This is a genomic window from Gordonia sp. NPDC003504 (assembly GCF_053587995.1).
In genome coordinates this window covers 201,163-225,716 of sequence record NZ_JBSFPC010000008.1, presented here as the reverse complement: position 1 = coordinate 225,716, position 24,554 = coordinate 201,163, and the positions used below count along the sequence as shown (strand labels likewise).

Below are 24,554 nucleotides of genomic sequence, written 5' to 3'. Positions count from 1 at the left end.
CGGTATGGCGATTTACGCACTCGATGACCGAGTACCCGATCTGGGTGAAGATGTCTACGTCCACCCCGACGCGACCGTCATCGGTGCGGTGACATTGGCCGACGGGGTGTCGGTGTGGCCGGGCGCGGTGCTGCGCGGCGACTACGGCACGATCACCATCGGGCGGCGCACCAACATCCAGGACGGCACCGTCATCCATTGCACACCGGTCGACCCGACGGTGATCGGTGCGGGATGTGTGGTCGGCCACAATGCGCATATCGAGGGCGCCACGATCGGTGATCACTGCCTGATCGCGTCGGGATCGGTGGTGCTCAACGGATCCCGTATCGGGGAGGGTTCCATCGTCGGCGCCGGAGCGGTGGTGCCGTTCAACGCCGAGATCGGCGAACACTGCATGGCACTGGGTGTTCCGGCGCGGGTGCGGGAGGGATACCGGGTTCCGGTCGGGCACATCGACCTGAACGTGGACATGTACTTCCACAACGCGACGCATTACCGGACCGCGCTGCGGAGGATCGACTGACGATGGCGCCCAAGTCCCTTGCCGAACTGATCGACCCGGGTTGGGCCCGGGCGCTGGAACCGGTGGCAGATGTGATCACCGCGATGGGACAGTTCCTGCGCGACGAGAATGCGGCGGGCCGTGGCTATCTGCCCGCCGGGCAGAATGTGTTGCGCGCCTTCACCCAGCCCTTCGACGAGGTCAAGGTTCTCATCGTCGGGCAGGATCCGTACCCCACACCCGGACATGCGGTGGGGTTGAGTTTCTCTGTGGCGCCTGATGTTTCGCCGATTCCGCGGTCACTGGCCAACATCTACACCGAGTACTGCGAGGACCTCGGGTACCCGCGTCCGGCTACCGGCGACCTCACACCGTGGTCCCGGGCGGGAGTGTTGCTGCTCAATCGCGTCCTCACCGTCGCCCCTGGGCAGCCGGCATCGCATCGGCGCAAGGGCTGGGAGGCGGTCACCGAATGCGCGATCAAGGCGCTGGTGGATCGTGACGAGCCCCTCGTCGCGATTCTGTGGGGTCGCGATGCGGCCGATCTGGCGCAGTGGATGCCGGACGTCCCCACGATCATCTCCGCGCACCCGTCGCCGCTGTCGGCGAGCCGCGGATTCTTCGGATCACGGCCGTTCAGCCGCGCCAACGACGAACTCGCCGACCTCGGCGGCGAACCCGTCGACTGGCGGCTGCCCTAACCGGCGTCGTCCGCCCGGGGCCGGTGGTTCAGCGGATGAATCTGCGCGTGTTCGGATCGGTACGGGCCTGCCATCCGACGCGTTCGAGTTCGGGTACCTCGCCGGTGGTTTCGGGATATCCGAGGCAGAGGTAGGCGGTGAATCGCCACGAGTCGGGCACCTCCAACGTCGCGGTCGCGGCGTCGGCGTCGAGGATCGACACCCAGCCCAGGCCGATCCCACGGGCCCGCGCGGCGAGCCATAGTGTCTGGATCGCCGCGACGGAGGAGTAGGCGAGTGTCTCCGGCATCGTGGCGCGGCCGAGACCATGCCCCTGAAGGCAGGTCTCGTCGGTGAACACCGCGAGGTGCACGGGCGCCTCGTCGAGCCCGGCGAGTTTGAGGTCGGCGTAGGAGCGGGCCCGGTCCCCGTGGTAGCCGGCGAGGGCGTCGGCGTTGGCCGCGACGAAGTTCGCGCGGATCTGCGCACGGGCCGACGCCGAGGAGACCTCGACCCATCGCCAGGGTTGCGAATTGCCCACCGACGGAGCGAGTTCGGCGCGCTCGAGAATCGACTCGACCAGTTGTGGGTCGAGTGGGTCGATCCGGAAACGACGGACGTCGCGACGCAACCGGAGCAGCACGTCGAGCTCGGCGAGGAAGTCGGGTCCGAAGCCGGTCTCGGCGTCAGTGTCCGCGTGCGGCACCGAAATCCGGACGTCGCTTCCCGAGGAAGGCATCGACACCCTCGGTGCCCTCCGGTTCGCCGCTGCGCGCCGAGATCGACGCCGCCTCGGCCGCAAGATGTTCGGCGAGGGAATCGGTCGTCGACGCGGTCAGCAGTCGACGGGTGGCCGACAGTGCGGAGCGGGGGCCGGCGGCGAGTTTCTCGGCGACGGCCGCGGCCTCGGCGGCCACCTCGGTGTCGTCGACGATGCGGGAGAGGATCCCGATCGCGAGGGCTTCCTCGGCGTCGATCACGCGGTCGCTCAGGATGATGTCGCGTGCGCGCGCCAGACCGACGACGCGGGGCAGCATCCACGACATCCCACCGTCCGGGGTCAGCCCGATACCCGGATAGGCCGGCCGGAGTTTGGTGCCGGCACCGCCGATGGCGATGTCGGCATGCAGGACGATGCTCATACCCGCGCCGGCCGCCCAGCCGCTGACCGCGGCGACCACCGGGCGGTCGGCGGCGGCGAGCGCCAGGACGAAGGCGTGGAAATTGTCGGCGAGATCCCGCAGGTAGGTCGGGCGGTGCGCGGCCGCGGCGAAGGCACGGACATTACCGCCGGCACAGAAGTTCGCGCCGGTTCCGCGCAACAGGATCGCACCGACCTCACGTTCGCCGCGGGCCACCTCGTGCAGGGCGGCGGTGCCGTCGGCCAGGGCACGGTCATCGAGGGAGGTTCCGGCGGCCGGACTCGACATGGCGATCGTCAGGACCGATCCCGTCTGGGTCACGGGTGAGGTGGTCGGGGTGTCGACGGAAGGGGTGTCGACGGAGGGGGTGTCGACGGTTGCTGCGGTATCGGTGATCCCTGTCATACGGTCACCTTATCCTCGGCATGCAAAAGACCCGACCCCGGGCCGAGCGTTTGCTCGGTGGGTCGGGTCTGCTCGACGACATCAGCTGGTCCGAGGACCACCGATGATCAGACGAGGGTGGTCTTTCCGGCCTTCAGGCAGGAGGTGCACACGTTCTTGCGCTTCCGGTTGCCCGGGGCGACCTCGACGCGGACCGACTGAATGTTCGGGTTCCAGCGACGGTTGGTGCGGCGGTGCGAGTGCGAAACGGACTTGCCGAAGCCCGGACCCTTGCCGCAGACGTCACAGACGGCAGCCATATCGAACTCCTCGAGGGTAAATGGATGGTGTTCTCTTCTCGGCCCGCCGTCGGAATGGGAAGCGATCGGCGCGTGCCCGAAGGGCATCAACCGAAACGACCACCACGACTCGCGGCAAGGCAACCCTGCAAGGATAGCGGGAGGGCGGCGCCCCGACCAAATCCGGCCCGCGCAGCGCGAGGTGATCGGGCGGCCGTCGCGGGGTCGTCGGAGTCCACGAGTAATCTTGACCACAGTTCTTCGGACGTGGCGGCGGGTGGGGAGGTCCGCCTCATCTGCAGGGTATCGAGGAGGTGGATGTGGCGGCGTTCGACGGTGGTCTGACGCACACGATGAGTCCGCAGTTGTTGCGTGACTGGGCACAGGCCTGCGCCGACGGCCTCGAGGCCGTGCGCGGCGAGATCAACGACCTCAACGTGTTTCCCATCCCGGACTCCGACACCGGCAGCAACATGGCCTTCACCATGGCCGCCGCGGCTGCGGCCGTCGCCGACCTTCCCGCCGATGCCGCCCTCTCGGTGGTCGCGCGGTCCCTCGCCGACGCGGCGGTCGCCGCTGCGCGAGGCAACTCGGGAATCATTCTCTCCCAGGTCCTCGTCGGTGTGGCCGACGCTGTCGAACTCGCCGCGCCCGGTGAGTTGAGCCTGTCGTACCTTGCGAGCGCGGGCCTGCGGCTGGCCGGTCTGGCCGCACGTCGTGCGGTCAGCGAACCCCGCGAGGGCACCGTCCTGACCGTCATCCGGGTGGCGGCGGAGACCGCGAGCCGCCATGCCGACGACGCGCCTGCCGACCTCGTACGCGCGGTCGCCGACGAGTGCGCCCTGGCCCTCGACGAGACCACCGCCCAGCTTCCCGAGTTGGCCTCGGCCGGCGTCGTCGACGCCGGTGCCCGCGGCTTCCTCGTCATCCTCGACGCGATGGTGCTCGTGGTCACCGGGGTGGCGGCACGCCGACGGCGGTACCGCGGCTCTCTGATGGGTGGCGGCCTGCCCGGCCACCCGGATCAGGACACGTGCACCGGAGCCTCGGAGATGGATTTCGAGGTGATGTACCTGCTCGACCGCGCGGCGAGCGAGTCCATCGGGGTGCTGCGCGCCGAACTCGACGAGATCGGTGACGCGGTGGTCATCGTCGGCGACAGTTCCGGCGGCGACGGGGAACGGTTCTCGGTGCACGTGCACACCTGCGAACCGGGGCGCGCGGTGGAGGCTGGGCTCGCCGCGGGCGCCCTGTCGGAGATCCGGATCAGTTGTTTCGCGCTCGACGCCATCCGCTCCCAGATCGACACCGCCGAACCGCCGCCGCGGCACAAGCGGGCCATCGTGACCATCGTCAAGGGCGAGGGCGCGGCGTCGTTGTTCGCCGACGCCGGCGCCGCGGTGATCCGCGCCGACGACGGCGTCACCGCCGAGGAATTGACCCGCGCCATCCGCGCCACCGACGCCGCACACGTGGTGGTGATGGCCAACGGGTCGATGACCAGTCAGGACCTGGTGTCGGTGGCCGCCGAGGTCCGATCGAGCCAGCGTTCGGTGGTGTCGCTGCCGACCTCGTCGATGGCGCAGTGCCTGGCGGCGCTGGCCGTCCACGACCCGAGCGAATCGGCCGACGCCGACGCCTACGCGATGGCCGAGGCCGCCGCGGGAGCCCGTTGGGGTTCGCTGCGTCGCGCCGAGGTCAGGATGATGACGTTGGCCGGCACCTGTGAGGTCGGGGATGTCCTGGGACTCATCGGTTCCGACGTGCTGGTGATCGCAGCCGATCAGACCGGGGCGGCGACGGCCCTGATCGATCTGATGCTCGCCACCGGTGGTGAGCTGGTCACCGCCCTCGTCGGTGCCGACGTCGATCCGGGCGTCGTCGAGGCGCTCGATGCGCACCTCCGGCGTAACTTTGCCGGCGTCGAACTCGCCACCTACGACACCGGTCAATCCGACGATCTCATCCAGATCGGGATCGAATAGTGCTGGATCTGTCGGATCCGCTCGACGGCATCTTCGGGCCCACGACGCTGGCCGGCCTCGAGTCCATCGGGGTGACCACCGTCGGGGCGCTGGTGCGGTACGCCCCGCGCCGGTGGGTGCGGCGCGGGCAGGTGTCCCAAGCGCAGGATATCGAAGCGGGGGAATGGCTCTCGATCGTCGGGGAGGTCGTCAGTTCCGCCACGAAGCGGATGACGACCCGTCGCGGCAGCTTCCTGAAGGTGGTCGTGAAGGACGACCGGCAGGTGTACGAGGCCACGTTCTTCAACGCTGCGGCCATCGGTCGCATCATGGTTCCCGGAACCCGGGTGATGCTCGCCGGAACCGTGAAGTTCTTTCGCGGGCAACCACAGTTGACACATCCGCAGTGGCTGTTGCTACCCGCGGACGACGATCCCGACGGCAAGGTCAGGGGCTCGGCGATGCTGACCGAGTTGTGGGACTTCGAGCGGGACCGTCTCGGCGACGATGGCGGGGCACCCAACCCGGCGACGATCTTCGAGCGGCCGATCATGCCGATGTACCCGGCCACCAGCAAGATCCAGAGCTGGGAGATCTGGACGGCGGTGCGGCAGGTGCTGGATATGCTGGGGCCGCTGCCGGAGGCCCTCGACGAGAGCGAGCGGCGCCGGCGTGACCTGATGACGACCGACGAGGCGATCCGCACGGTGCATCTGCCCGATCGGATGTCGGAGGTCGACGCGGCGCAGGACCGACTCAAGTTCGACGAGGCCCTGGCGATCCAGCTGGTGCTCGCGCAGCGTCGGCTGGTGGGCCGCGACGCCGCGGCGCCGGCCTGCCCGCATGTCGACGGCGGTCTCGAAGATCGCCTGCGGCAACGGCTTCCGTTCACCCTGACGCGTGGTCAGGTGACGGTGTCGGAGGACATCGACGTCGACATCGCGCGTACCGAACCGATGAACCGCCTGCTCCAGGGGGAGGTCGGATCGGGTAAGACGCTGGTGGCGCTGCTCGCGATGCTGCGGGTGATCGATTCGGGCCATCAGTGCGTGCTGATGGCTCCCACCGAAGTCCTTGCCGGACAGCACTTTCGGTCGATCACCGCGATGCTCGGCGATCTCGGATACGGGGAGCGGATCGATGCGGCCGAGGGTGCCACCGCCGTGGCGCTGGTCACCGGGTCGATGAAGACCAAGGAGAAACGGCAGACGCTGCTCGATGTGGTGACCGGGAAGGTCGGCATCATCATCGGCACACACGCACTACTCGAGGAGAACGTCACCTTCTTCGATCTCGGACTGGTCATCGTCGACGAGCAGCATCGTTTCGGTGTCGAACAACGGGATACGTTGCGCGGCAGGGGTCGTGACGGTGCTGTTCCGCATCTGCTGGTGATGACCGCGACACCGATTCCCCGGACCGTCGCGATGACCGCGTTCGGTGATCTCGACACCTCGGTGCTCGCCGAGTTGCCGGCCGGTAGGCAACCGATCACCAGCACCGTGGTACCCGCGGACAAACCGGCATGGGTGGCCCGGGCATGGGAGCGGGTCGGCGAGGAGGTCGCCGCCGGGCGCCAGGTGTATGTGGTGTGTTCGCGGATCGGTGAGGATCCCGACGCGCCGGCCGCACCGAAGAAGAAGGCCGCCGCGGCCCCGGACGACGACACCATCTCGGTTGTCGAACAGTACGAGGAACTCCTCGCCGGGCCCCTCGGCACACACCGTATCGGGCTGCTGCACGGACGGATGGCGTCGGAGGACAAGGCCGCCGTCATGGATGCGTTCTCGCGCGGCGAGATCGACATCCTGGTGTCGACGACGGTGATCGAGGTCGGCGTCGACGTCCCGAACGCGACGACGATTGTCATCATGGACGCCGAGCGGTTCGGCGTCAGCCAGCTACATCAACTCCGTGGCCGCGTCGGCCGCGGGGGACTACCGGGCCTGTGCCTGTTGATGACCGGGATTCATCCCCAATCGCCGACCATGCAACGGTTACAGGCCGTCGCCGCGACCAATGATGGATTCGAACTGGCCAAGATCGACCTGATGCATCGAAAGGAGGGTGATGTCCTTGGCTCGCTGCAGTCCGGCGCCAAGACGTCACTGCACTTCCTGTCGCTGCTGGAGGACGGCGACGTCCTCGCCGACGCACGTGCCCTCGCGCAGCAGGTGGTCGCGGAGGATCTCACGCTGCGTCACCACCGCGAGATGGCTGCGCTGGTCAGTTCGATCCTGGTGGCGGACAAGATCGACTACCTGGACAAGTCGTAGTGGGCTGAGCACCCCGCAGATCAGCTGGCCGATTCGGCGCTGGGCCGTTCTGATCGCGGTGGTGGGCACCACGGTCGCCGTCGCGGTGACGGTGAACCTCGACCGACCACCCGCCGACGACGGACTCCGCGCGGCCGCCCACCACGCGCTCACCGTCCTTGCCGGTGTGCCGATTCTTGCGCAGCGACCCTCCCGCGACGACTATCAACGCACCGCCTTCGGGACCGCGTGGAGTGATGCGGTGTCGGTGACCGGCGGCGGCAACGGTTGCGACACACGAAACGACATCCTGTCGCGGGACCTGGCCGAGCAGACCACCGGCGCGGTGCGCAGCTGCCCGACGGCGGTGCTCGCCGGCGAGTTCCGTAGCCCCTACACCGGCGATCACGTCACCTTCCGGCGCGACCGCGCCGCCGGCGCGGTGCAGATCGATCACATTGTCCCGCTGGCATATTCCTGGGACATGGGGGCGTGGTCATGGCCGGCGCGACGCCGCGCGGACTTCGCCAACGACCCGGCGAACCTGGTGGCGGTGGATGCCGCATCCAACCAGGACAAGAGCGATTCCGAACCCGCCCGCTGGATGCCCGAGCTCTCGGGATTCCGGTGTCGGTACTCGGTCCAGTTCGTCGAGGTGTCCGCCGGATACGGGTTGTCGCTGGATGCGGGCTCGGTGCGGGTGCTGCGCGATGCACTCGAGGACTGCTGAGAACCCATCGGCTGAGCACCCATCGGCGCAAAACGTCGTCGCCGACGGCGATGATCTGGTCCCATCGAGATCATGGGATGGAACCTCTCCACGGGATGGACCTTCCGCCGTCTGACCCGAGCCGACTTCGTCCTGCTCGGCGAATGGCTGGCCGATCCCGAGGTGGCGCGCTGGTGGTGCCACGACAGTGATCCCGCGGCCGTCGAACGTGACTTCGGTGCCGGCGTCGACGGTGACGAACCCGGCGAGAATCTTATCGCCGAGATCGACGGGCGGGCAGCGGGTCTCGTGCAACGCAGTCGTGTCGGCGACTATTCGGAGGACGAGGCGCATTTCCGTCGGTTGCTCCCCGACCTCCCGGTGGGCGCTCGCACCCTCGACTATCTCGTCGGTGCGCCGGCCGACCGCGGTCACGGCGTCGGTGCTGCGATGATCGATGCCGCCGCCTGTGACGCCTTCGACAGATACCCGGACACACCGTGCGTCGTCGTCGCCGTCGTGGCCGCGAATCGTCGGTCGTGGCGGGCCTGTGAGCGGGCCGGGTTCCGGATCGTCGCGACCGGAGACATCCCGCCGGACAACCCGATCGACGATCCGCGTCACCACATCCTGCGGCGCGATCGCGGCGATCACGCCGAGCCGGACTCCTGTTTCAGGAATCCCGTTGAGCCACACACATGTTGACCTCGAGCCATGGCCGGCGCGGCCACCTCGGTGCGCCGGCCACGACGGGGGCTGTCAGTTCGGGGGCATCAGCACGGTGTCGACCAGATACACCGTGGCATTCGCGGTCTTCACCCCACCACACACGACCGAGGAGGAGTCGTTGACCTTGATGTCGTCACCCGAACCGGTGACGGTGACCTCCTGACCCTCCAGGGTCTTGTGGGTACCGTCGATCTCCGACGGCGGAACCTGGCCGGACACAACGTGATACGTCAGGATCTTGGTCAACATCGCCGAGTCCGTCTTGAGGCTGTCGACCGTGGCGGCGGGCAGCTTGGCGAACGCGTCATCGGTCGGCGCGAAGACCGTGTACTGCCCGTTGTTGAGGGTGTCGACCAGGTTGACCTGAGGATTCAACTCGCCGGAGATGGCCTGTGTCAGGGTTTTCAGCATCGGATTGGCGGCTGCCGCGGTCGCCAGCGGGGCCGTCGCCATCCCGTCCACCGACGCCGGACCGGTCGGGTTGGCAGCCGCGTAAGCGGCACAACCACTTCCGACAAGATCCGCAGCGGGTGCGGCGCTGCTCATCGCCGAGCCCGACATCGGCATCGATGACATGGGCATCGACGACATCCCCGTCATCGATGACATGTCGCCGGTCGACGACGATGAATCGGAATCGCTGGAACAGCCTGCGACGAGCCCGGCGCCGAGCACGAGAGTCGCTGCGGCCATGGTGATCCGGGTGGATGGTGTGAAACGCATGGGGAATTCCCGTCTGTGGACGTGAGGGTCGGCCTGTTGGCCGGTCTCACAGGGTGATTCGGGCGGCGGCGTCGGGCGGATGGGTCACCGACGAGAATCGCCCGAAATCGACGCCCGGGTCGCCGGCCCGGCGCCCGACCCATCCGAGCCGTGTCGGCAGTCGAATGCCCGGGCATGACCCGACAAGTCGATGTGCACGGCACGCAGCACGACCGGCCGCCGGCCGGACAGGTGAGCCGGCCACGCGCCGCGGTGGCCGGTGTCCTGGCGGTGGGCGCGGGGCTGGCGGTCGGGGATCTGCTCGCGGCCCTGGTCGCGCCGCGGGCCGCACCGATCAGCGTGGTGGGGGCGCTGCTGGTCGACCACGCACCCGCGTTCGCCCGCGAGTGGGCCATCGACACGTTCGGGGTGCACGACAAGATCGCGCTGCTGATCGGTGTCGGTGCGGCCGTCGTCGTGCTGTCCGCCGTCGCCGGTCTGGTGTACCCCCGCGCTCCGGTCGTGGCGGTGGGGTTGGTGGTGGCCTTCACCGCGGTCGGAGTGACCGCCGGAGTACTGCGTCCCGCCGGCACCTGGCTTTATGTGCTGCCGCCGCTGATCTCGGGGGTGGTCTGTGCGGTGGTCCTGGTGCTGTTCGGCCGGTCGGCGATCCGGTCTGCGCGGGGTGCGGCCGGGCACGACACCGGTGATGACACCTGTGGCGGGCATCCGAGGATTGCCGCCGGATGGTCGCGGCGCCGATTCCTCGGCGTGGCGGTGGTACTGGCCGGGGCCATCGCGGCAACCGAGTATGCGGTGCGCGCGATCTCGGCTGCCGGTGGCGCGATGGCCGAACGGATGAGACTACGACTGCCCGGCGCAGCCGACCCGGCGCCGCCGATCGGAGACGGCGTCGACATCGGTGTGCCGGGCACCACCCCTTTCCTCACATCGGCCGCGGACTTCTACCGCATCGACACCGCGCTCGCGGTGCCGTCGCTGACCACCGACGAGTGGTCGCTGCGGATTCACGGCATGGTCGACGAGGAGGTGACACTGACGTGGGAGGACCTCACCGCACTACCGGCGATGGAGCGAATCGTGACCCTGACGTGTGTCTCCAACGAGGTCGGCGGAGACCTGGCGGGTAACGGTCGCTGGCTGGGGTACGCGATGCGGCCGCTGCTGGAGCGGGCCGGGATCCACCCGGACGCCGACATGCTGTTGTCGACGAGCGTGGACGGGTGGACGGGCGGCACCCCGCTGTCGGCGGTCCGTGACGGTCGTGACGCGATGCTGGCGATCGGACTCAACGGTGAGCCGTTGCCGTTGGAACACGGCTATCCGGTGCGGCAGGTGATTCCCGGCCTCTACGGCTATGTCTCGGCATGCAAGTGGGTGGTCGACTGGGAGATCACGCGCTTCGATCAGGCGCAGGCCTACTGGACGCGACGCGGGTGGGGCGTGCGGGCGCCGATCAAGACCGCCTCCCGCATCGACCGGCCGGCCCCGCTGGCGGTCCTGCCGCCCGGCCCGGTGGTTGTCGCCGGTACCGCGTGGGCACAGCATCGCGGGGTGCGTCGGGTCGAGGTCCGCGTCGACGGCGGACCGTGGCAGACGGCGACGCTCGCCCGCGAGTACTCCACCGACACGTGGCGGCAATGGTCCTGGGAGTGGGACGCCGCACCGGGACTGCACACCGTCGAATGCCGGGCCACCGACGCCACCGGTGCCACTCAACCGGAGGATCGGGTGCCGCCCATCCCCGACGGCGCCACCGGATGGCACAGCCGGGTCTTCCGGGTGCAGGACTGACCCGATCGCGTCGGTGTGGACACCGGAATGTGGGAGTCGGGGTCGTCGTTGGGTGAGGGGCACACCGCACGTAGTCTGGTGGTCGACATAGTCCGCGCCCGACCGTGCGAGATCCCCCGGGAGGAACCGATGAGCGCACCCGCCGTGAGCCCCGCCGACACCGACGTCGAGCAGGAGGTCACCGCGCTGGCCAAGGCCGCCAAGTCCGCGTCACGATCGCTGGGCCGGCTGACCACGATCGCCAAGAACGAGGCGTTGATCGCCGCTGCCGATGCGATCGAGGCGGCCACCGAGTCGATCGTCGCCGCCAACGCCGACGATCTCGAGCGCGGGCAGGAATCCGGTATGGAGGACAGTCTCCTGGACCGGCTGCGCCTGACGCCCGAACGCGTCGCGGGCATCGCCGGTGGACTGCGGCAGGTGGCGGCTCTACCGGATCCGATCGGTGAGGTGATCGCCGGCAAGACCCTTCCCAACGGGCTGCGGTTGCGTCAGGAACGCGTGCCGCTCGGTGTGGTCGGCATCGTCTACGAAGCGCGGCCCAACGTCACCGTCGACGCCTTCGGCATTGCCTTCAAATCCGGCAACGCGGTGCTGCTGCGCGGATCGTCGTCGGCGGCGTCGTCGAACGCCGAACTGGTGCGCATCCTGCGGGAGGTGTTGCGCGACAACGGGGTGACCCCGGATGCGGTGGCGTTGCTGCCCAGCGAGGATCGGTCCAGCGTCACCGCACTGATCCGCGCCCGCGGGCTCGTCGACGTGGTGATCCCGCGCGGCGGTGCGGGCCTGATCCAGGCGGTGGTGGCGGGTGCCACGGTGCCCACGATCGAGACCGGCACCGGCAACTGCCACGTATACGTTCACGCCCTCGCCGACGTCGACGTCGCGACACGCATCGTCCTCAACGCCAAGACGCGGCGGCCGAGTGTCTGCAATGCCGCCGAGACCGTGCTCATCGACAAGACGATCGCGGCCGAGGCGATGCCGAAGATCACCCAGGCCCTGCGGTCGCAGGGGGTGGTGATCCACGGCGACGAGTCGGACATGGAACCCGCCGACGACACCGACTGGGCGGAGGAGTACCTGTCCCTGGATATCGCGATGAAGGTCGTCGACGACATCGACGCCGCGATCAGTCACATCGACACCTACGGCACCGGACACACCGAGGCGATCATCACCACGGATCTGGCTGCGGCACAAGAGTTCACCGACCGGGTGGATGCGGCTGCGGTGATGGTCAACGCGTCGACCGCGTTCACCGACGGTGAGCAGTTCGGCTTCGGCGCCGAGATCGGGATCTCTACGCAGAAGCTGCATGCCCGGGGTCCGATGGGTCTGCCGGAACTGACCTCCACCAAGTGGGTCGTGTGGGGCGACGGCCACATCCGGCCGGCGTGAGGGGAGTCGACGTCATGACTGCCACCGAATCGTCTGTGCAGCCGTCGTTTTCCGGTGTGCCCGATGTGGCCGCCCGGCTGCGCGACACCGGCTATCTCGCCGACGACGCGACGGCCACCGCCACCTTCCTGGCCGACCGGCTGGGCAAGCCGCTGCTGGTGGAGGGGCCTGCCGGCGTCGGCAAGACCGAACTCGCCCGCGCCATCGCGGCGGCGACCGACGCCGAGTTGGTGCGCCTGCAGTGCTACGAGGGCATCGACGAGGCCCGCGCGCTCTACGAGTGGAATCACGCCAAGCAGATCCTGCACATCCAGGCCACCGGCACCCGTGACTGGGCCGAGGCGAAGACCGACATCTTCTCCGAGGAGTTCCTGTTGCCGCGGCCGTTGCTGACCGCGATCTCGCGGCCGGGGGCGACGGTGCTGTTGATCGACGAGATCGACAAGGCCGACGTGGACATGGAGGGTCTGCTGCTGGAGGTGCTGAGCGATTTCGCCGTCACGATCCCGGAGATGGGGACGGTGGTCGCGGCGCGACGTCCGGTGGTGTTGCTGACCTCCAATGCCACCCGTGAGTTGTCGGAGGCGCTCAAACGTCGCTGCCTGTATCTCTACATCGATTTCCCGGATGCCAAGCGGGAGAAGGAAATTCTCGCGTCCCGGGTGCCCGCGCTGTCGGATTCGCTGGCGGCGGAACTGGTGCGCGTCGTCGGCGTGCTGCGCACCCTCGACATCCGCAAGAAGCCGTCGGTCGCCGAGACCATCGATTGGGCGAACACGCTGCTGGCCCTCGGTGTCGGTGACGGCGTCGAGGGCGCCCCGTCCGTGCGGGGTCTGGACAATGGACTGATCGCGCGGACCCTGGGCGTGGTGCTCAAGCATCGGCCGGATCTGACGACGGCGATCAAAGAACTCAAACTGGGGTGACACCTCGGGATCGGAGGCGGTGATGGGTTCCGAGGTGCAGACCGCGCCGTTCATCGCGCATCTGACGGGCTTCGTGGACGAGTTGCGTCGCCGCGGGATGGTGGTGGGTCCGTCGAATCTGATCGATGCGGCGCGCGCGGTGGAGGTGCTCGATTTGCTCGACCGCACCAGTCTGCGCGAGGGCCTGGCCGCCACCCTGCTCGACGATCATCTGCATCGTCCGGCCTTCGATCGGCTCTTCGATCTGTGGTTCCCCGCCGCTCCGGGTGCGCGGACCGTCGTCGACGAGTTACCGACCACCGAGGAGGGTGAGGTCGACATCGCGGCCACGCGGGACGCGTTGGCGGCGTTGCTCGCCGATCCGGAGGCCGACTCAGACGGCCGTCTCGATGCGATGGTCGCCGAGATCGTCGAGCAGCTCGGGCGGTACGAATCGGTTCGGGGCCAAGCATATTCGGCCTATCAGGCGTTGTCGTCCATCGATCCGCAGACCCTGATCGCGCGGATCGCGGCGGCCATGGCCGGTGGGGCCCCGGCCGATCTCGAGGTCGGTACCGAACCGATGTTCCGTCGCGCCGCGCGGGACCGGGCGGCTGCGGTGCGGGCGGCGATCGAGCGGGAGACGCAGCGTCGGATGGCCGGCCGCAACGGCCGCGAGCGGGTCGGGCAGTACGCGGTGCCGTCGTTGCCGGAGAACATCACCTTCCTCACCGCGGGTGCCAAGGAGCAGGCGCAGTTGCGTCGGACGATCGATCCGCTGGCGCGGTTGTTGGCGTCTCGTCTGGAGATCCGCCGCCGACGCGCCCATCGGGGTGCGGTGGATGTGCGGTCGACGTTGCGTGCGTCGATGTCGACCGGGGGCGTGCCGATCGACCTGCGGCACCGTAAACCGCGTCCCGGTAAGCCCGAACTGATCGTGATCTGTGACGTATCGGGGTCAGTGGCGGGGTTCTCGCAGTTCACCCTCAACCTCGTGTATGCGCTGCGTCAGCAGTTCTCCAAGGTGCGGGTGTTCGCCTTCATCGACACCGTCGACGAGGTGACCGATCTCTTCGACCCGCGCAACGACGCCGATGTCGGCTTCGGTGGTGACGCGAAGGCGGCGATGCACCGGATGATCTCGACCGCCCGGTTGATCACCCGCGACGGCCACTCCGACTACGGGAACATGCTGCGCGGGTTCGTCGAGGAGTACGCGGATTCGTTGACCCATCGTGGCGCGTTGCTGATCCTCGGTGACGCCCGCACCAACTTCGGGTTCGCGCGGGTGGAGTTGCTGGCACAGTTGGTGGAGCGGGCCCGGCATGCGTACTGGCTCAACCCGGAGGAGGGTCGGGACTGGGGTACCGGTGACTCCGCCGCCGATGAGTATTCCGAGGTCATCGACATGTTCGAGTGCCGCAACGCCATGCAGTTGGCGAAGGTGATCGGCGAGTTGCTGCCGGTATGAGCGCCGTGATCGGCGGCTCGAACCGCCCGACCGGCTAGACTGACCCTTCATGTCCTCCGACCGCCCGCAGGTGCGCCGTCGTATCGGTGTGATGGGTGGGACGTTCGATCCCATCCACAACGGTCACCTGGTGGCCGCGAGCGAGGTGGCGCACCGGTTCTCGCTGCATGAGGTGATCTTCGTGCCGACGGGGCGGCCGTGGCAGAAGTTGGCCGACGCCGGGAGCGGAGCGAGCGGGTCGAGTGAGGCCGACGCCGGGAGCGGAGCGAGCGGGTCGAGTGTGGCCGACGCCGGGAGCGGAGCGAGCGGGGCCGATGGGTCTGATGGCGCTGCGACGGCGTCCGGCGAGGATGATCACAGCCGGTCGGTGAGTCCGGCCGAGGATCGGTATCTCATGACGGTGATCGCCACGGCGTCGAATCCGCGGTTCTCGGTGAGTCGTGTGGACATCGATCGTGAGGGTTTCACCTACACGGTCGACACGTTGCGTGATCTGCGGGCGATTCTCCCCGATGCCGAGTTGTACTTCATCACCGGTGCGGATGCGTTGGAGTCGATTCTGGGCTGGCAGAACTGGGAAGAATTGTTCGAGCTCGCGAACTTCGTGGGTGTGTCCCGCCCCGGATATGAGCTCAACGCCAGCCATCTGGCCCAGCATCTGCAGAAGTTGCCGCCGGATACCCTGCAGATGCTGGAGATCCCGGCCCTGGCCATCTCGTCGACGGAGTGCCGTGAGCGGGCGGCGCAAGGCCGCCCGGTGTGGTACCTGGTGCCCGATGGTGTGGTGCAATACATCGCGAAACGTCGGTTGTACCGTCCGCTCCGGAATAACTCGCCGAGAGTGTCGGCGCCGTGACGGAAGTATCGGTCGTCGGGTGTTCGGCGCCGACGGCAGTGGAGTGCAACGCAGTGAAAGGACTTGTGTGACTGCATCACCGGAGGCACTGGCGATGGCGCGGGTGGCCGCGTTGGCCGCCGAGGACAAACTCGGCCATGACGTGTCGGTCATCGATGTGTCCGAGCAACTCGTCATCACCGATCTGTTCGTGATCGCATCCGCCGACAATGAGCGGCAGGTCAATGCGATCACCGATGAGGTCGAGGACAAGATGCGCGAGGCCGGGTATCAACCGGTGCGCCGCGAGGGTACCCGCGAAGGTCGTTGGGCGCTTTTGGATTACATCGATGTGGTGGTCCACATCCAGCACAGCGACGAGCGTGCGTTCTATGCGCTCGAGGCGTTGTGGAAGGACTGTCCGACGGTCGAGATCACCGCTGAGTCCGATCCCGAGGTGTCCGAAACCGAGGCGTCCGATACCGAGGCGTCCGAAACCGAGGCGTCCGAAACCGAGATCGGTTCCGGGCAGTGAGCGGCGATCCCGACCAGGGGGATACCTCGGTCGAACGGCTCACGCCGGTGGTGCGTCGGTTGATTCTGTTGCGGCACGGTCAGACCGGGTACAACGCGACGAGCCGGATGCAGGGACAGTTGGACACCGATTTGTCCGAACTCGGTGTGCAGCAGGCGAAAACGGTCGCCTCGGCTCTGGCCGAGAAGAATCCGATTAGCATCCGGTCGTCGGATCTGCGTCGTGCCCGTGACACGGCGGAGGCGTTGGCGCGGGCGACCGGGCTGGACGTGAGCACCGACGAGCGGTTGCGGGAAACCCATCTCGGTGACTGGCAGGGCATGACGCATCTGGAGGTCGATGCGGCGATGCCGGGTGCGCGTGCGGTGTGGCGTGATGATGCGACGTGGCGTCCGCCGGGTGGTGAGAGTCGTGTCGACGTGGCGGCCAGGTCGGTGCCGGTGGTGACCGAACTGGTTGCGGAGGCACAGGATTGGGGTACCGGCGAGTCGGGTGAGGGTCCGGTGGTGCTGGTCGCCCACGGTGGGATCATCGCGGCGTTGACGGCGGCGCTGCTGGATCTGCCGGTGGCGCGGTGGCCGGTGCTCGGCGGCCTCGCCAACACGAGCTGGGTGCAGCTGTCGGGTCACGGGCCGGCGGGTGAACCGCCGAAGTGGCGTCTGGACGTCTGGAATGCCTCGGCCGAGGTGGCCGATTCGGCGATCCAGTGACGGCGATTCAGTGACATCGGCGTCGACGGGGGAGCGGCGAACGGATCCGGTCGCGGAGCCCGGGCTGCTGGTGCTGTCAGATTCCTTGGCGTACTACGGTCCCCGGGGTGGGTTGCCCGCCGACGACGAGCGTATCTGGCCGTCGATCGTGGGACGAGAGCTCCACTTGCACACTCGCCTGTTCGGGCGGGTCGGCTGGACCAGTCGTGACATCTGGTGGGCTTTGACGCAGGACCCGAACATCTGGGCGGCGGTCCCGAGCGCCCGTCTGGTGATCCTGGCCGTGGGTGGCATGGACAGTCTGCCGTCGCCGCTGCCGACTGCGCTGCGTGAGCAGATCCGCTATGTGCGCCCGGCACGTTTGCGGCAGGTGGTGCGTGACGGCTATCAGTGGGTGCAACCGCGGGCGTCGCGCGCGGGGTGGCCGATGGCGTTGCCGCCGCGGGTCACCGTCGAGTACCTCGAGAAGACGCGCGCGGCACTGTCCCACCTGCGGCCCGACCTGCCCATCGTCGTATGTCTGCCGTCGACGCATCACAGTCCGTACTACGGGCATGTGCATTCCGGTCGCATCCCGACGACCGCGGCGATGCGACGGTGGGCTCGTGAGCATGCCCTGCCGATCGTCGATCTCCATCCGATCACCCGTGATGCCTTCGCCGATCCGGCGGCCGAGATGAATCCGGACGGCATCCATTGGGGGTTCGACTGTCATCGTCAGATCGCCGACGCCGTCGCCGCGGTCGCGGAGGCCGCCCTCCGCCGGTGAGGCGGTTTGGCGTCCTGACCCGGGGCGCCGCCGGTGATCTGCACCGTCGTCGGCGGGTGTGGATGCACCGGCTAACGTAGACGAGTGCCTGTCGTTGTCGTCACAGATTCCTCGTCGCGGATCCCGCAAGCGGTGGCCGATCACTACCGGATCTCGGTGGTGCCGTTGCATCTGGCGCTCGACGGCGACGATTTCCGGGAGGGCGTCGACGACATCCCCGACGACCTGATCACCCGTGCCGGGGTGACCACCTCGGGTGCCAATCCGCAGGAGTTGACCGAGGCTTTCGGCCGGGCGGTGGACGCCGGCGCAGGTGACGGTGTGGTGGCGGTGATGATGTCGCGGCGCTTGTCCGGCACCTGGAGCGCGGCGCGGTTGGCGGCCGAGGAGTATCCCGGGCAGATCCGGGTGGTGGATTCACGTGCGGTCGGGCTGGGACTGGGTTTCGCCGCCATCGGGGCCGCCCAGGGGGCTGCGGCCGGTGACGATCGCGACCGGGTGTACGAGGCCGCGATCCGGCAGGCGTCGGTGACGGAGTCGATGATCTGTGTGCAGAATCTCGACAATCTGCGCAACAGCGGACGGATCAGCGCGGCCAGCAAACTGCTGGGGTCGGCCCTGTCGATCAAACCGATCCTGGCGATCGACGACGGCTTGCTGGTCCTGCGGGAGAGGCAGCGTACCTTCTCGAAGGCGATGTCGCGGATGGTCGACGCCGCCGTCGAGTTCGCCGACGGCCGCCCGATGACCCTCGGTATCCAGCACTGTCAGGCCCCCGACCTCGCGGCCGAGGTCGCCGAGACGCTGCGCGGTCGACTCCGCGGGGTGACATCTCAGCTGACCGTCGATCTGGGACCGATCCTCGGCAGCCACATCGGGCCGGGCGCGGTCGGGGTGGTGCTGACCAGCCATCTCGACCCGATCGTGGGCGCCGACGACCTGTCCTGACACCGACGGCACCGCGTTGCGCGACGAGCGACTGTCCACAATCGGGCCTGCGTCCACAGGATCGGGCGGGCCGGGCGGAATCCGCACGATCGGGGCGAGGGTGATCTCCTACCGTCGTCGCCATGAGCGATTCGGCACAGATCCCTCGATCGGGCGGCGATGGCGGTCACCGCAACCCTCGACGCCGATCCGCGCTGGATCGATTGGCCGCGGTCCCCGCCCGGCAGGTGGTCGGCCGCGCAGCGGCGGGAGGTGACGGCCCTGATCCGGGCGATGCGGATTCCCCCGTGCCGGACTATCGTGCACCGGACCACGGCGAGCCCGACCATGTGCCTCCAGAGTACGTGCCTCCAGAGTATGTTCCTCCAGAATATGTTGCGCCCGAACATGATTCCACCGAGGAAGATGTGGATGGTGACGCGGGGCCTGGCCCGGGCGGTGATGGCGACGGGTGGCCCGTGGTGGCGACGCCGGCCTGGCTGACCCCGGCCGGCGGATCGCCTCGTTCGTCGTCGCCGTTGTCGTCGTCGCCCGGTCCGACCGGTTTCGGGATCGGTGACCTCGATGATCCCGACGGGCGGGACGACGATGACGAGCCGGACGGCGATCCGCCGGCGCGGCGGTTCGCGGTGGCGCCCCCGGCGGCCATCGCCATCATTCTGATCGGCATCATCGCCTGTGCCGCAGCAGGATTCGGACTTCTTCGGACATCGGAAGCGGCCCCGGCCGTGGACTTCCCGGCACCGGGGGCGAGTTCACCGCCGGCACCGGCGCCGGCGTCACCGGGCGCCTCGGCATCCTCGGAGGTGGTGGCACCGCCGACGCCGACGGCCACCCTGGTGGTCAGCGTCGTCGGGCTCGTCCACCGTCCGGGACTGGTGACGCTGCGCTCCTCGGCCCGGGTGGCCGATGCGATCGCGGCCGCGGGCGGTGCGCGCGCGGGTGCCGACACCGTGTCGCTCAATCTGGCGCAGGTGCTGCGGGACGGCGATCAGGTGCTGGTCGGGTATGCCGGGCCGGAAGGTCGGATGACGATGCGCAGTGCTGTCGTGTCGGGCGCGGGAACCGCTTCGAGCGCAACGGATTCCGGGACCGCATCAAGCGGGGCACCGGGCTCCGGCGCGGGTGGGTCGGGTGCGACGGCGTCCGGTGGTGGGCTGGTCAATCTGAACACGGCGTCGGAAACCGAATTGGATGCGTTGCCGGGTGTCGGGCCGGTGACCGCCAAGGCGATCATCGAGTGGCGCAGCCGCAGTGGGGGATTCTCTTCGGTGGATCAGCTCGGCGAGGTCGACGGAATCGGTCCGGCCCGCCTGGCCAAGCTGCGCGATCTGGTCACCGTGTGAATGCGGGACGCGGATGCGCGGTTGGTGGGGCCCGCGGTGGTGGTCTGGGCGGTGACGGCGCTCTGCCTGTCGTGTTCGCCGGCCGGAGCGATGACGGTGGCCGTGATCGCCGCGGTCGGCGGGGTCGTGATGGCCGGGCTGTGGTGGTCCGGGACCCTGCGGTGGGATCTCGTCGGCCCCGTGGTGATCTGTGCGGGACTGGCGGTGAGCGCCGCGACTGCCATCGCGTTGCGGTTGGAAGTGTCCGATCGTCACCCCGTCACCGACGTGCACGGCAAGACGACGATGGTGATCACGCTGCGTGAGGATCCGACCGCGTTCGGTCCGGCGGCGGCGGGACGGATCCGGGCCCGGGTCGAGATCGAGACCCTGGCCCGTCGGCCGGTCCGGCGGGCGAGTGCCGAACTCACCGGACGAACCGAGGACTGGGTGGGGCTGGTGCCCGGACAGCGGTTGCAGGTGGTGGTCTCGGTGCGTCCACCCCGCCCCGCCACCCTGTCGGTGGCCCGACTTGACGCGGTCGGAGCGCCCCACCTCCTCGGCCGTCCGCCGCCGCTGCAGCGGGCCGCTTCCCACATCAGGAACCGTCTGCAGCAGAGCGCGTCCCGTGCGTTGGCCCCCGACGCGTCGGGACTGTTTCCCGGGCTCGTCCTCGGAGACGAGAGCGCGGTGTCCGAGGATCTGCGGGAGGACTTCCGCGCCGCCGGACTGCTCCATCTCACGGCCGTCTCCGGCGCCAACTTCTCGCTGGTGGTGGGTGTGGTGATCGTGGCCGTGCGGCTCGCGGGTGGTTCGCCCCGGGTGGTCGCCGTCGCGGGGGCGGTGACGATCCTCGGATTCGTGATTCTGGTGCGGCCGTCGCCGAGCGTGCTGCGTGCCGCGATCATGGGCGCCGTCGGCCTGCTGGCGGTGCTGTCGGCGCGGCGCGCGCAGGCGTTGCCGGCGCTCGGTGCCGCGGTGATCGGTGCGGTGTTGTGGTGGCCGGAGTTGTCCAGGGAACCGGGATTCGTGCTGTCGGTGGTGGCGACCGCGGGACTGGTTGTGCTGGCGCCGGGATTGCGCGACGGACTGCGGCGAATTCGGGTTCCGGCCGGGGTGGCGGAGCTGGCGGCGATGGCCATCGCCGCGCAACTCGTGTCCGCGCCGATGATCGCGTATCTGACGGGGACCGTGAGTGTGGTGTCGGTGGTGGCCAATGTGGCGGTGGCGCCGGTGGTGGCGGTGATCGGGCTGGTGGGCACGTCGGCGGCGGTCGTCGGTGCCTTCGGCGTCGACGACGGGCTGCCGATCATGTTCTCGGAGTTCCTGATTCGCACGATGGCACCGGAGATGTGGTGGCTGATCGGCTGCGCGCGTCACCTCGGTGGGCTGCGGTGGGCGGTGTTCGAGGTGCCCGACGGTGCGATGGGCGCGCTGTGGGTCGGGGTGGCCACGGTGGTGGCGGCGGTCCTCATCCGGTTCGGTGCACCGCATGGCGTTGCGGTGGGGCGAGGAGCCCTCGCCCGGTGTCGGCGCGGTCTGGCACGATGGGCGCCGTGACCGAACGTCTGCATCTGCTCACCGGCGACGACGATTTCCTGACCGGCCGCGTCGTCGACGCCGTCGCCGCCGAACGCTCGGCGGCGAGTGGGGTCGACGTGCCCGTGACCCGGGTGCGGGCCGGTGATGTCACCGGTCCCGAGCTGGCCGAACTGCTCAGTCCGTCGTTGTTCGCCGACGAGCGGATCGTGGTGATCGAGTCCGCCGCCGAGGCGGGGAAACAACCGGCCGCGCTGATCGCCGAGACGGCACGCGCTCTGCCCGACGGCATCACCCTGCTGGTGATCCACACCGGCGGCGGCCGGGCCAAAGCGTTGGCCGGCGATCTGCGCAAGGCCGGTGCCGTCGAACACGAATGTGTCGCGCCCCGGTGGCCGTCGGAGCGGATTGCCTTCGTACGCAACGAGTTCCGCACCCTGGGGGTGCGGGTGTCCAACGACGTCGTGGAATTGATCGTCGAGTCGGTGGGGGCTCAGCTTCGAGAACTGGCCGCGGCGTGCAGTCAGTTGGTGGCCGACACCGGCGGCAAGGTCGACGAGGACTCGGTGCGTCTGTACTACCAGGGCCGGCCGGAGGTGACGGGATTCGAGGTGGCCGACAAGGCCGTGGCGGGGGATCGGTCGGGAGCGCTGGAGTCGTTGGCCTGGGCGATGCATCACGGTGTCCCCCGCGTGCTCCTCGCCGATGCGCTCGCCGAGGCCGTGCACGCCATCGCCCGGGTCCGGGCCCTGGGCAACGTCGACGCCTTCGCGGCCGCCGAACTCGGCATGTCACCGAAACGCGTGAAGAACGCCCAGGCGCAGGGCCGGGCGTGGGATTCGGAGTCGATCGCCGCGGCGGTGGTCGTGGTGGCCGGCCTCAACGGGGATGTGAAGGGTCAGGCTGCCGACGCGGACTTCGCACTGACGGACGCCGTGGCGCGGGTGGCCTCGCTGCGTCCGGGTGGCCGGCGCCGCGCCGGCTGAGCGAGGCGAATTCCGGCGCATCGTCGCCCGACCTGCTCCAGTACTCGGCGTCGCGTCGACATGTCGTGGCGCCACCACGCACTCCACCCCGGTGACCGCGTGGGAGTCACCGGGGTGGAAGGTGCGTGTCAACGTCCCGGCGCTGCCGCTCGGTTGGGGCGCGCTGCGGGCCGTTGTCGGCTCAGTCGAGGATCAGAGCTTGTTGAGAGCCAGCGCCATCGCCGACTTCTTGTTGGCGGCCTGGTTGGCGTGGATGACGCCCTTGCCGGCAGCCTTGTCCAGCTTGCGGCTGGTGCTGGCGAGGAGCTCGCCGGCCTTGTCCTTGTCGCCGGCGTCGACGGCCTCGCGGAATCCGCGGATGGCGGTACGCAGCGACGAGCGCACCGACTGGTTGCGCTGACGGCGGACCTCGTTGGTCCGGTTACGCTTGATCTGCGACTTGATGTTTGCCACGCGTGTCTACCTCGTCTGTTCGTTCGGTGTTGTTGGTCGTTCGGTGTCTGGTCTTCGTCGGCGGGTTCCGGAGTTGCGCTCGCGCGCCGCGTCCGGGTCCAGCCCCGAGCAGGTCGGATACGGTGGCCAGGGACGGTCCGGATCGACACTGCGACAGCGATCGAGTTTACCAGCCGGAAACCGGCGCACCCAAATCGTCGCGGGAGCACCTCCGGGGCGGTGCACAGTGAACGTAGGGGAATCACCGCTACGGTGACTCCCATCATGTCAGTTGTATACATCCATGTAGGACTTCCCAAGACCGGCACCACCCATGTGCAGAACCGGCTCTGGCGTAACCGTGACCTCGCGCTGCGGGAGTCCGGACTGCTGTATCCGGGCAACTCGATGGCTGATCACTTCCACGCCGCCGTTCATCTGCAGCCCGAGCGGTATCTGGACTGGGTCGATCCGGCGTTCGCCGACGTCTGGCCGACGATGGTCGCTCAGATGAAGGCGTGGCCGGGGTCGTCGTTGATCTCTCACGAGTTGTTTTCGACGGCCAACGAGGCACAGATCGCGACCCTGCTCGACGACGTGTCCTTCGCCGACGAGGTGCACGTGATCGCCACCGTTCGTGACCTCGCCCGCCAGCTTCCGTCGTCGTGGCAGGAGAATGTGAAGAATCAGCGCCGGGCCTCGTTCACCGAGTTCGTCGAGTCGGTGCGTGCGCATTCGCGGCCGGGGCCGGGGCAACCCGCTCCCGCCGACCTGCCCGCCGGTGTGGCGGTCGAGGAGGAACCCTTCTGGGAATTCCAGGACTACGTCGCGATCCTGGCGCGATGGGCCGCGCAGGTCGGCGGCGATCGGGTCCACGTGGTGACGGTGCCACGCACCCGCGGGGTGGCAGGTGACGGCCTGTGGGAGCGATTCCTGGGTGTCCTCGGCGTCGATCCCGACCCGTTGACCGTTGAGGTGGCCGAGCTGAACCTGTCGTTGTCGGCCGCGCAGGCGGATTGCGTCCGCGCGCTCAACCTGCGGCTGCAGCCCGAGGACATCGAGTGGCAGCGCTACGAGAACATCGTCAAGAAGATCGTCGTCGCGCAGATCATGGGCGCTCAACCCCGGGGGCCGGCGCAGGGACTCTCGGCATCGCACCGGGTGTGGGCGGCCAGTCAGGCCCAGGCGATGACCGCGGCGATCACCTCGGCGGGATATCGGGTGGTCGGCAGCATCACCGATCTCGGGGTGAGCCGTGACGTCGACTCGGCGACGCTCGAACCGTCCACCGACGAGGTCCTCGATGTGGCACTGGACACGTTGGCCGAGGTGATCAAGGTCATGCCGATCCCGGTCGAGGCGCGGCGTCTGCGCACGCGGGCGAAGGATGTCGTGCGGCGCTCCCGACGACGCCTGCTCGGCCTGCGTCGGGTTTCGCGGGACGCGTGATGGTGGTGGTGGCCGCGACGCGCGGCCCGACCACCATGCCGAGTCGGGCGATCTGAGGCAACATG

The 24,554-nt window shown here is 68.7% G+C and carries 24 protein-coding genes; 19 read left to right on the top strand and 5 right to left on the bottom strand.

What is annotated here, in order from left to right:
• Positions 1 to 4 precede the first annotated feature (4 nt).
• On the top strand, positions 5 to 526 hold the full coding sequence (locus ACWDPV_RS16400; protein WP_449743851.1) for a gamma carbonic anhydrase family protein: 522 nt from the start codon (positions 5 to 7) through the stop codon (positions 524 to 526).
• 2 nt (positions 527 to 528) lie between these two features.
• Positions 529 to 1,206, top strand: coding sequence for a uracil-DNA glycosylase (locus ACWDPV_RS16395; RefSeq protein WP_449743850.1), 678 nt, complete (start codon positions 529 to 531; stop codon positions 1,204 to 1,206).
• 28 nt (positions 1,207 to 1,234) lie between these two features.
• Here ACWDPV_RS16395 and bluB read toward each other — a convergent pair whose 3' ends face one another.
• From bluB to rpmB, 3 genes are all read right to left on the bottom strand, one after another.
• Complete coding sequence (bluB, locus tag ACWDPV_RS16390) at positions 1,235 to 1,924, bottom strand: 5,6-dimethylbenzimidazole synthase (RefSeq protein WP_449743849.1); 690 nt, start codon at positions 1,922 to 1,924, stop codon at positions 1,235 to 1,237.
• The gene (locus tag ACWDPV_RS16385) at positions 1,872 to 2,732 is read right to left on the bottom strand and encodes an enoyl-CoA hydratase/isomerase family protein (protein ID WP_449743848.1); all 861 of its coding nucleotides are present in this window, start codon (positions 2,730 to 2,732) and stop codon (positions 1,872 to 1,874) included. Before ACWDPV_RS16385 ends, bluB begins: the two co-directional genes overlap by 53 nt.
• Positions 2,733 to 2,839: 107 nt before the next feature.
• Positions 2,840 to 3,031, bottom strand: coding sequence for a 50S ribosomal protein L28 (gene rpmB / locus ACWDPV_RS16380; protein WP_020792652.1), 192 nt, complete (start codon positions 3,029 to 3,031; stop codon positions 2,840 to 2,842).
• Positions 3,032 to 3,363: 332 nt separating this feature from the next.
• Here rpmB and ACWDPV_RS16375 point away from each other — a divergent pair, with 332 nt between their 5' ends.
• The 4 genes from ACWDPV_RS16375 (at position 3,364) to ACWDPV_RS16360 (ending at position 8,643) form a co-directional block, all read left to right on the top strand.
• Positions 3,364 to 4,995: a DAK2 domain-containing protein gene (locus ACWDPV_RS16375; RefSeq protein ID WP_449743888.1), complete on the top strand. Its 1,632-nt coding sequence runs from the start codon at positions 3,364 to 3,366 to the stop codon at positions 4,993 to 4,995.
• The gene (gene recG, locus ACWDPV_RS16370; RefSeq protein WP_449743847.1) at positions 4,995 to 7,250 is read left to right on the top strand and encodes an ATP-dependent DNA helicase RecG; all 2,256 of its coding nucleotides are present in this window, start codon (positions 4,995 to 4,997) and stop codon (positions 7,248 to 7,250) included. Before ACWDPV_RS16375 ends, recG begins: the two co-directional genes overlap by 1 nt.
• A 4-nt stretch (positions 7,251 to 7,254) precedes the next feature.
• On the top strand, positions 7,255 to 7,959 hold the full coding sequence (locus ACWDPV_RS16365; protein ID WP_449743887.1) for an HNH endonuclease family protein: 705 nt from the start codon (positions 7,255 to 7,257) through the stop codon (positions 7,957 to 7,959).
• Between the two features lie 72 nt (positions 7,960 to 8,031).
• On the top strand, positions 8,032 to 8,643 hold the full coding sequence (locus tag ACWDPV_RS16360; RefSeq protein WP_449743846.1) for a GNAT family N-acetyltransferase: 612 nt from the start codon (positions 8,032 to 8,034) through the stop codon (positions 8,641 to 8,643).
• Positions 8,644 to 8,697: 54 nt separating this feature from the next.
• On the opposite strand, the gene ACWDPV_RS16355 is transcribed toward ACWDPV_RS16360, so the two are convergent.
• On the bottom strand, positions 8,698 to 9,390 hold the full coding sequence (locus tag ACWDPV_RS16355) for a fasciclin domain-containing protein (RefSeq protein ID WP_449743845.1): 693 nt from the start codon (positions 9,388 to 9,390) through the stop codon (positions 8,698 to 8,700).
• A gap of 174 nt (positions 9,391 to 9,564) precedes the next feature.
• Here ACWDPV_RS16355 and ACWDPV_RS16350 point away from each other — a divergent pair, with 174 nt between their 5' ends.
• From ACWDPV_RS16350 to holA, 12 genes are all read left to right on the top strand, one after another.
• Complete coding sequence (locus tag ACWDPV_RS16350) at positions 9,565 to 11,184, top strand: molybdopterin-dependent oxidoreductase (RefSeq protein WP_449743844.1); 1,620 nt, start codon at positions 9,565 to 9,567, stop codon at positions 11,182 to 11,184.
• Positions 11,185 to 11,313: 129 nt separating this feature from the next.
• On the top strand, positions 11,314 to 12,585 hold the full coding sequence (locus tag ACWDPV_RS16345; protein ID WP_449743843.1) for a glutamate-5-semialdehyde dehydrogenase: 1,272 nt from the start codon (positions 11,314 to 11,316) through the stop codon (positions 12,583 to 12,585).
• A gap of 14 nt (positions 12,586 to 12,599) precedes the next feature.
• Positions 12,600 to 13,511, top strand: a complete 912-nt coding sequence (locus ACWDPV_RS16340; RefSeq protein ID WP_449743842.1) for an AAA family ATPase — start codon at positions 12,600 to 12,602, stop codon at positions 13,509 to 13,511.
• A 22-nt stretch (positions 13,512 to 13,533) separates the two neighbouring features.
• Entirely contained in the window at positions 13,534 to 14,961 is a 1,428-nt protein-coding gene (locus tag ACWDPV_RS16335) for a vWA domain-containing protein (protein WP_348806716.1), read from the top strand.
• Positions 14,962 to 15,010: 49 nt separating this feature from the next.
• Positions 15,011 to 15,817, top strand: coding sequence for a nicotinate-nucleotide adenylyltransferase (gene nadD, locus ACWDPV_RS16330; RefSeq protein WP_449743841.1), 807 nt, complete (start codon positions 15,011 to 15,013; stop codon positions 15,815 to 15,817).
• A 67-nt stretch (positions 15,818 to 15,884) separates the two neighbouring features.
• Positions 15,885 to 16,331: a ribosome silencing factor gene (rsfS, locus tag ACWDPV_RS16325; RefSeq protein ID WP_449743840.1), complete on the top strand. Its 447-nt coding sequence runs from the start codon at positions 15,885 to 15,887 to the stop codon at positions 16,329 to 16,331.
• Positions 16,328 to 17,041 (top strand): histidine phosphatase family protein, encoded by a 714-nt coding sequence (locus ACWDPV_RS16320; protein ID WP_449743839.1) that lies wholly within the window; start codon positions 16,328 to 16,330, stop codon positions 17,039 to 17,041. The genes rsfS and ACWDPV_RS16320 overlap by 4 nt, the downstream gene beginning before the upstream one ends.
• A gap of 10 nt (positions 17,042 to 17,051) precedes the next feature.
• A complete protein-coding gene (gene octT / locus ACWDPV_RS16315; RefSeq protein WP_449743838.1) occupies positions 17,052 to 17,810 on the top strand; it encodes a diglucosylglycerate octanoyltransferase in 759 nt (252 codons plus the stop codon).
• Between the two features lie 84 nt (positions 17,811 to 17,894).
• Positions 17,895 to 18,758 (top strand): DegV family protein, encoded by an 864-nt coding sequence (locus ACWDPV_RS16310; protein WP_449743837.1) that lies wholly within the window; start codon positions 17,895 to 17,897, stop codon positions 18,756 to 18,758.
• A gap of 461 nt (positions 18,759 to 19,219) precedes the next feature.
• Positions 19,220 to 20,104, top strand: coding sequence for a ComEA family DNA-binding protein (locus tag ACWDPV_RS16305; protein WP_449743836.1), 885 nt, complete (start codon positions 19,220 to 19,222; stop codon positions 20,102 to 20,104).
• A complete protein-coding gene (locus tag ACWDPV_RS16300) occupies positions 20,105 to 21,643 on the top strand; it encodes a ComEC/Rec2 family competence protein (RefSeq protein WP_449743835.1) in 1,539 nt (512 codons plus the stop codon).
• Complete coding sequence (gene holA, locus ACWDPV_RS16295) at positions 21,631 to 22,608, top strand: DNA polymerase III subunit delta (protein WP_449743834.1); 978 nt, start codon at positions 21,631 to 21,633, stop codon at positions 22,606 to 22,608. Before ACWDPV_RS16300 ends, holA begins: the two co-directional genes overlap by 13 nt.
• A gap of 192 nt (positions 22,609 to 22,800) precedes the next feature.
• Here holA and rpsT read toward each other — a convergent pair whose 3' ends face one another.
• Positions 22,801 to 23,061 (bottom strand): 30S ribosomal protein S20, encoded by a 261-nt coding sequence (gene rpsT / locus ACWDPV_RS16290; protein WP_348806724.1) that lies wholly within the window; start codon positions 23,059 to 23,061, stop codon positions 22,801 to 22,803.
• A gap of 264 nt (positions 23,062 to 23,325) precedes the next feature.
• Here rpsT and ACWDPV_RS16285 point away from each other — a divergent pair, with 264 nt between their 5' ends.
• On the top strand, positions 23,326 to 24,489 hold the full coding sequence (locus ACWDPV_RS16285; RefSeq protein WP_348806725.1) for a sulfotransferase family protein: 1,164 nt from the start codon (positions 23,326 to 23,328) through the stop codon (positions 24,487 to 24,489).
• Positions 24,490 to 24,554: the final 65 nt, after the last annotated feature.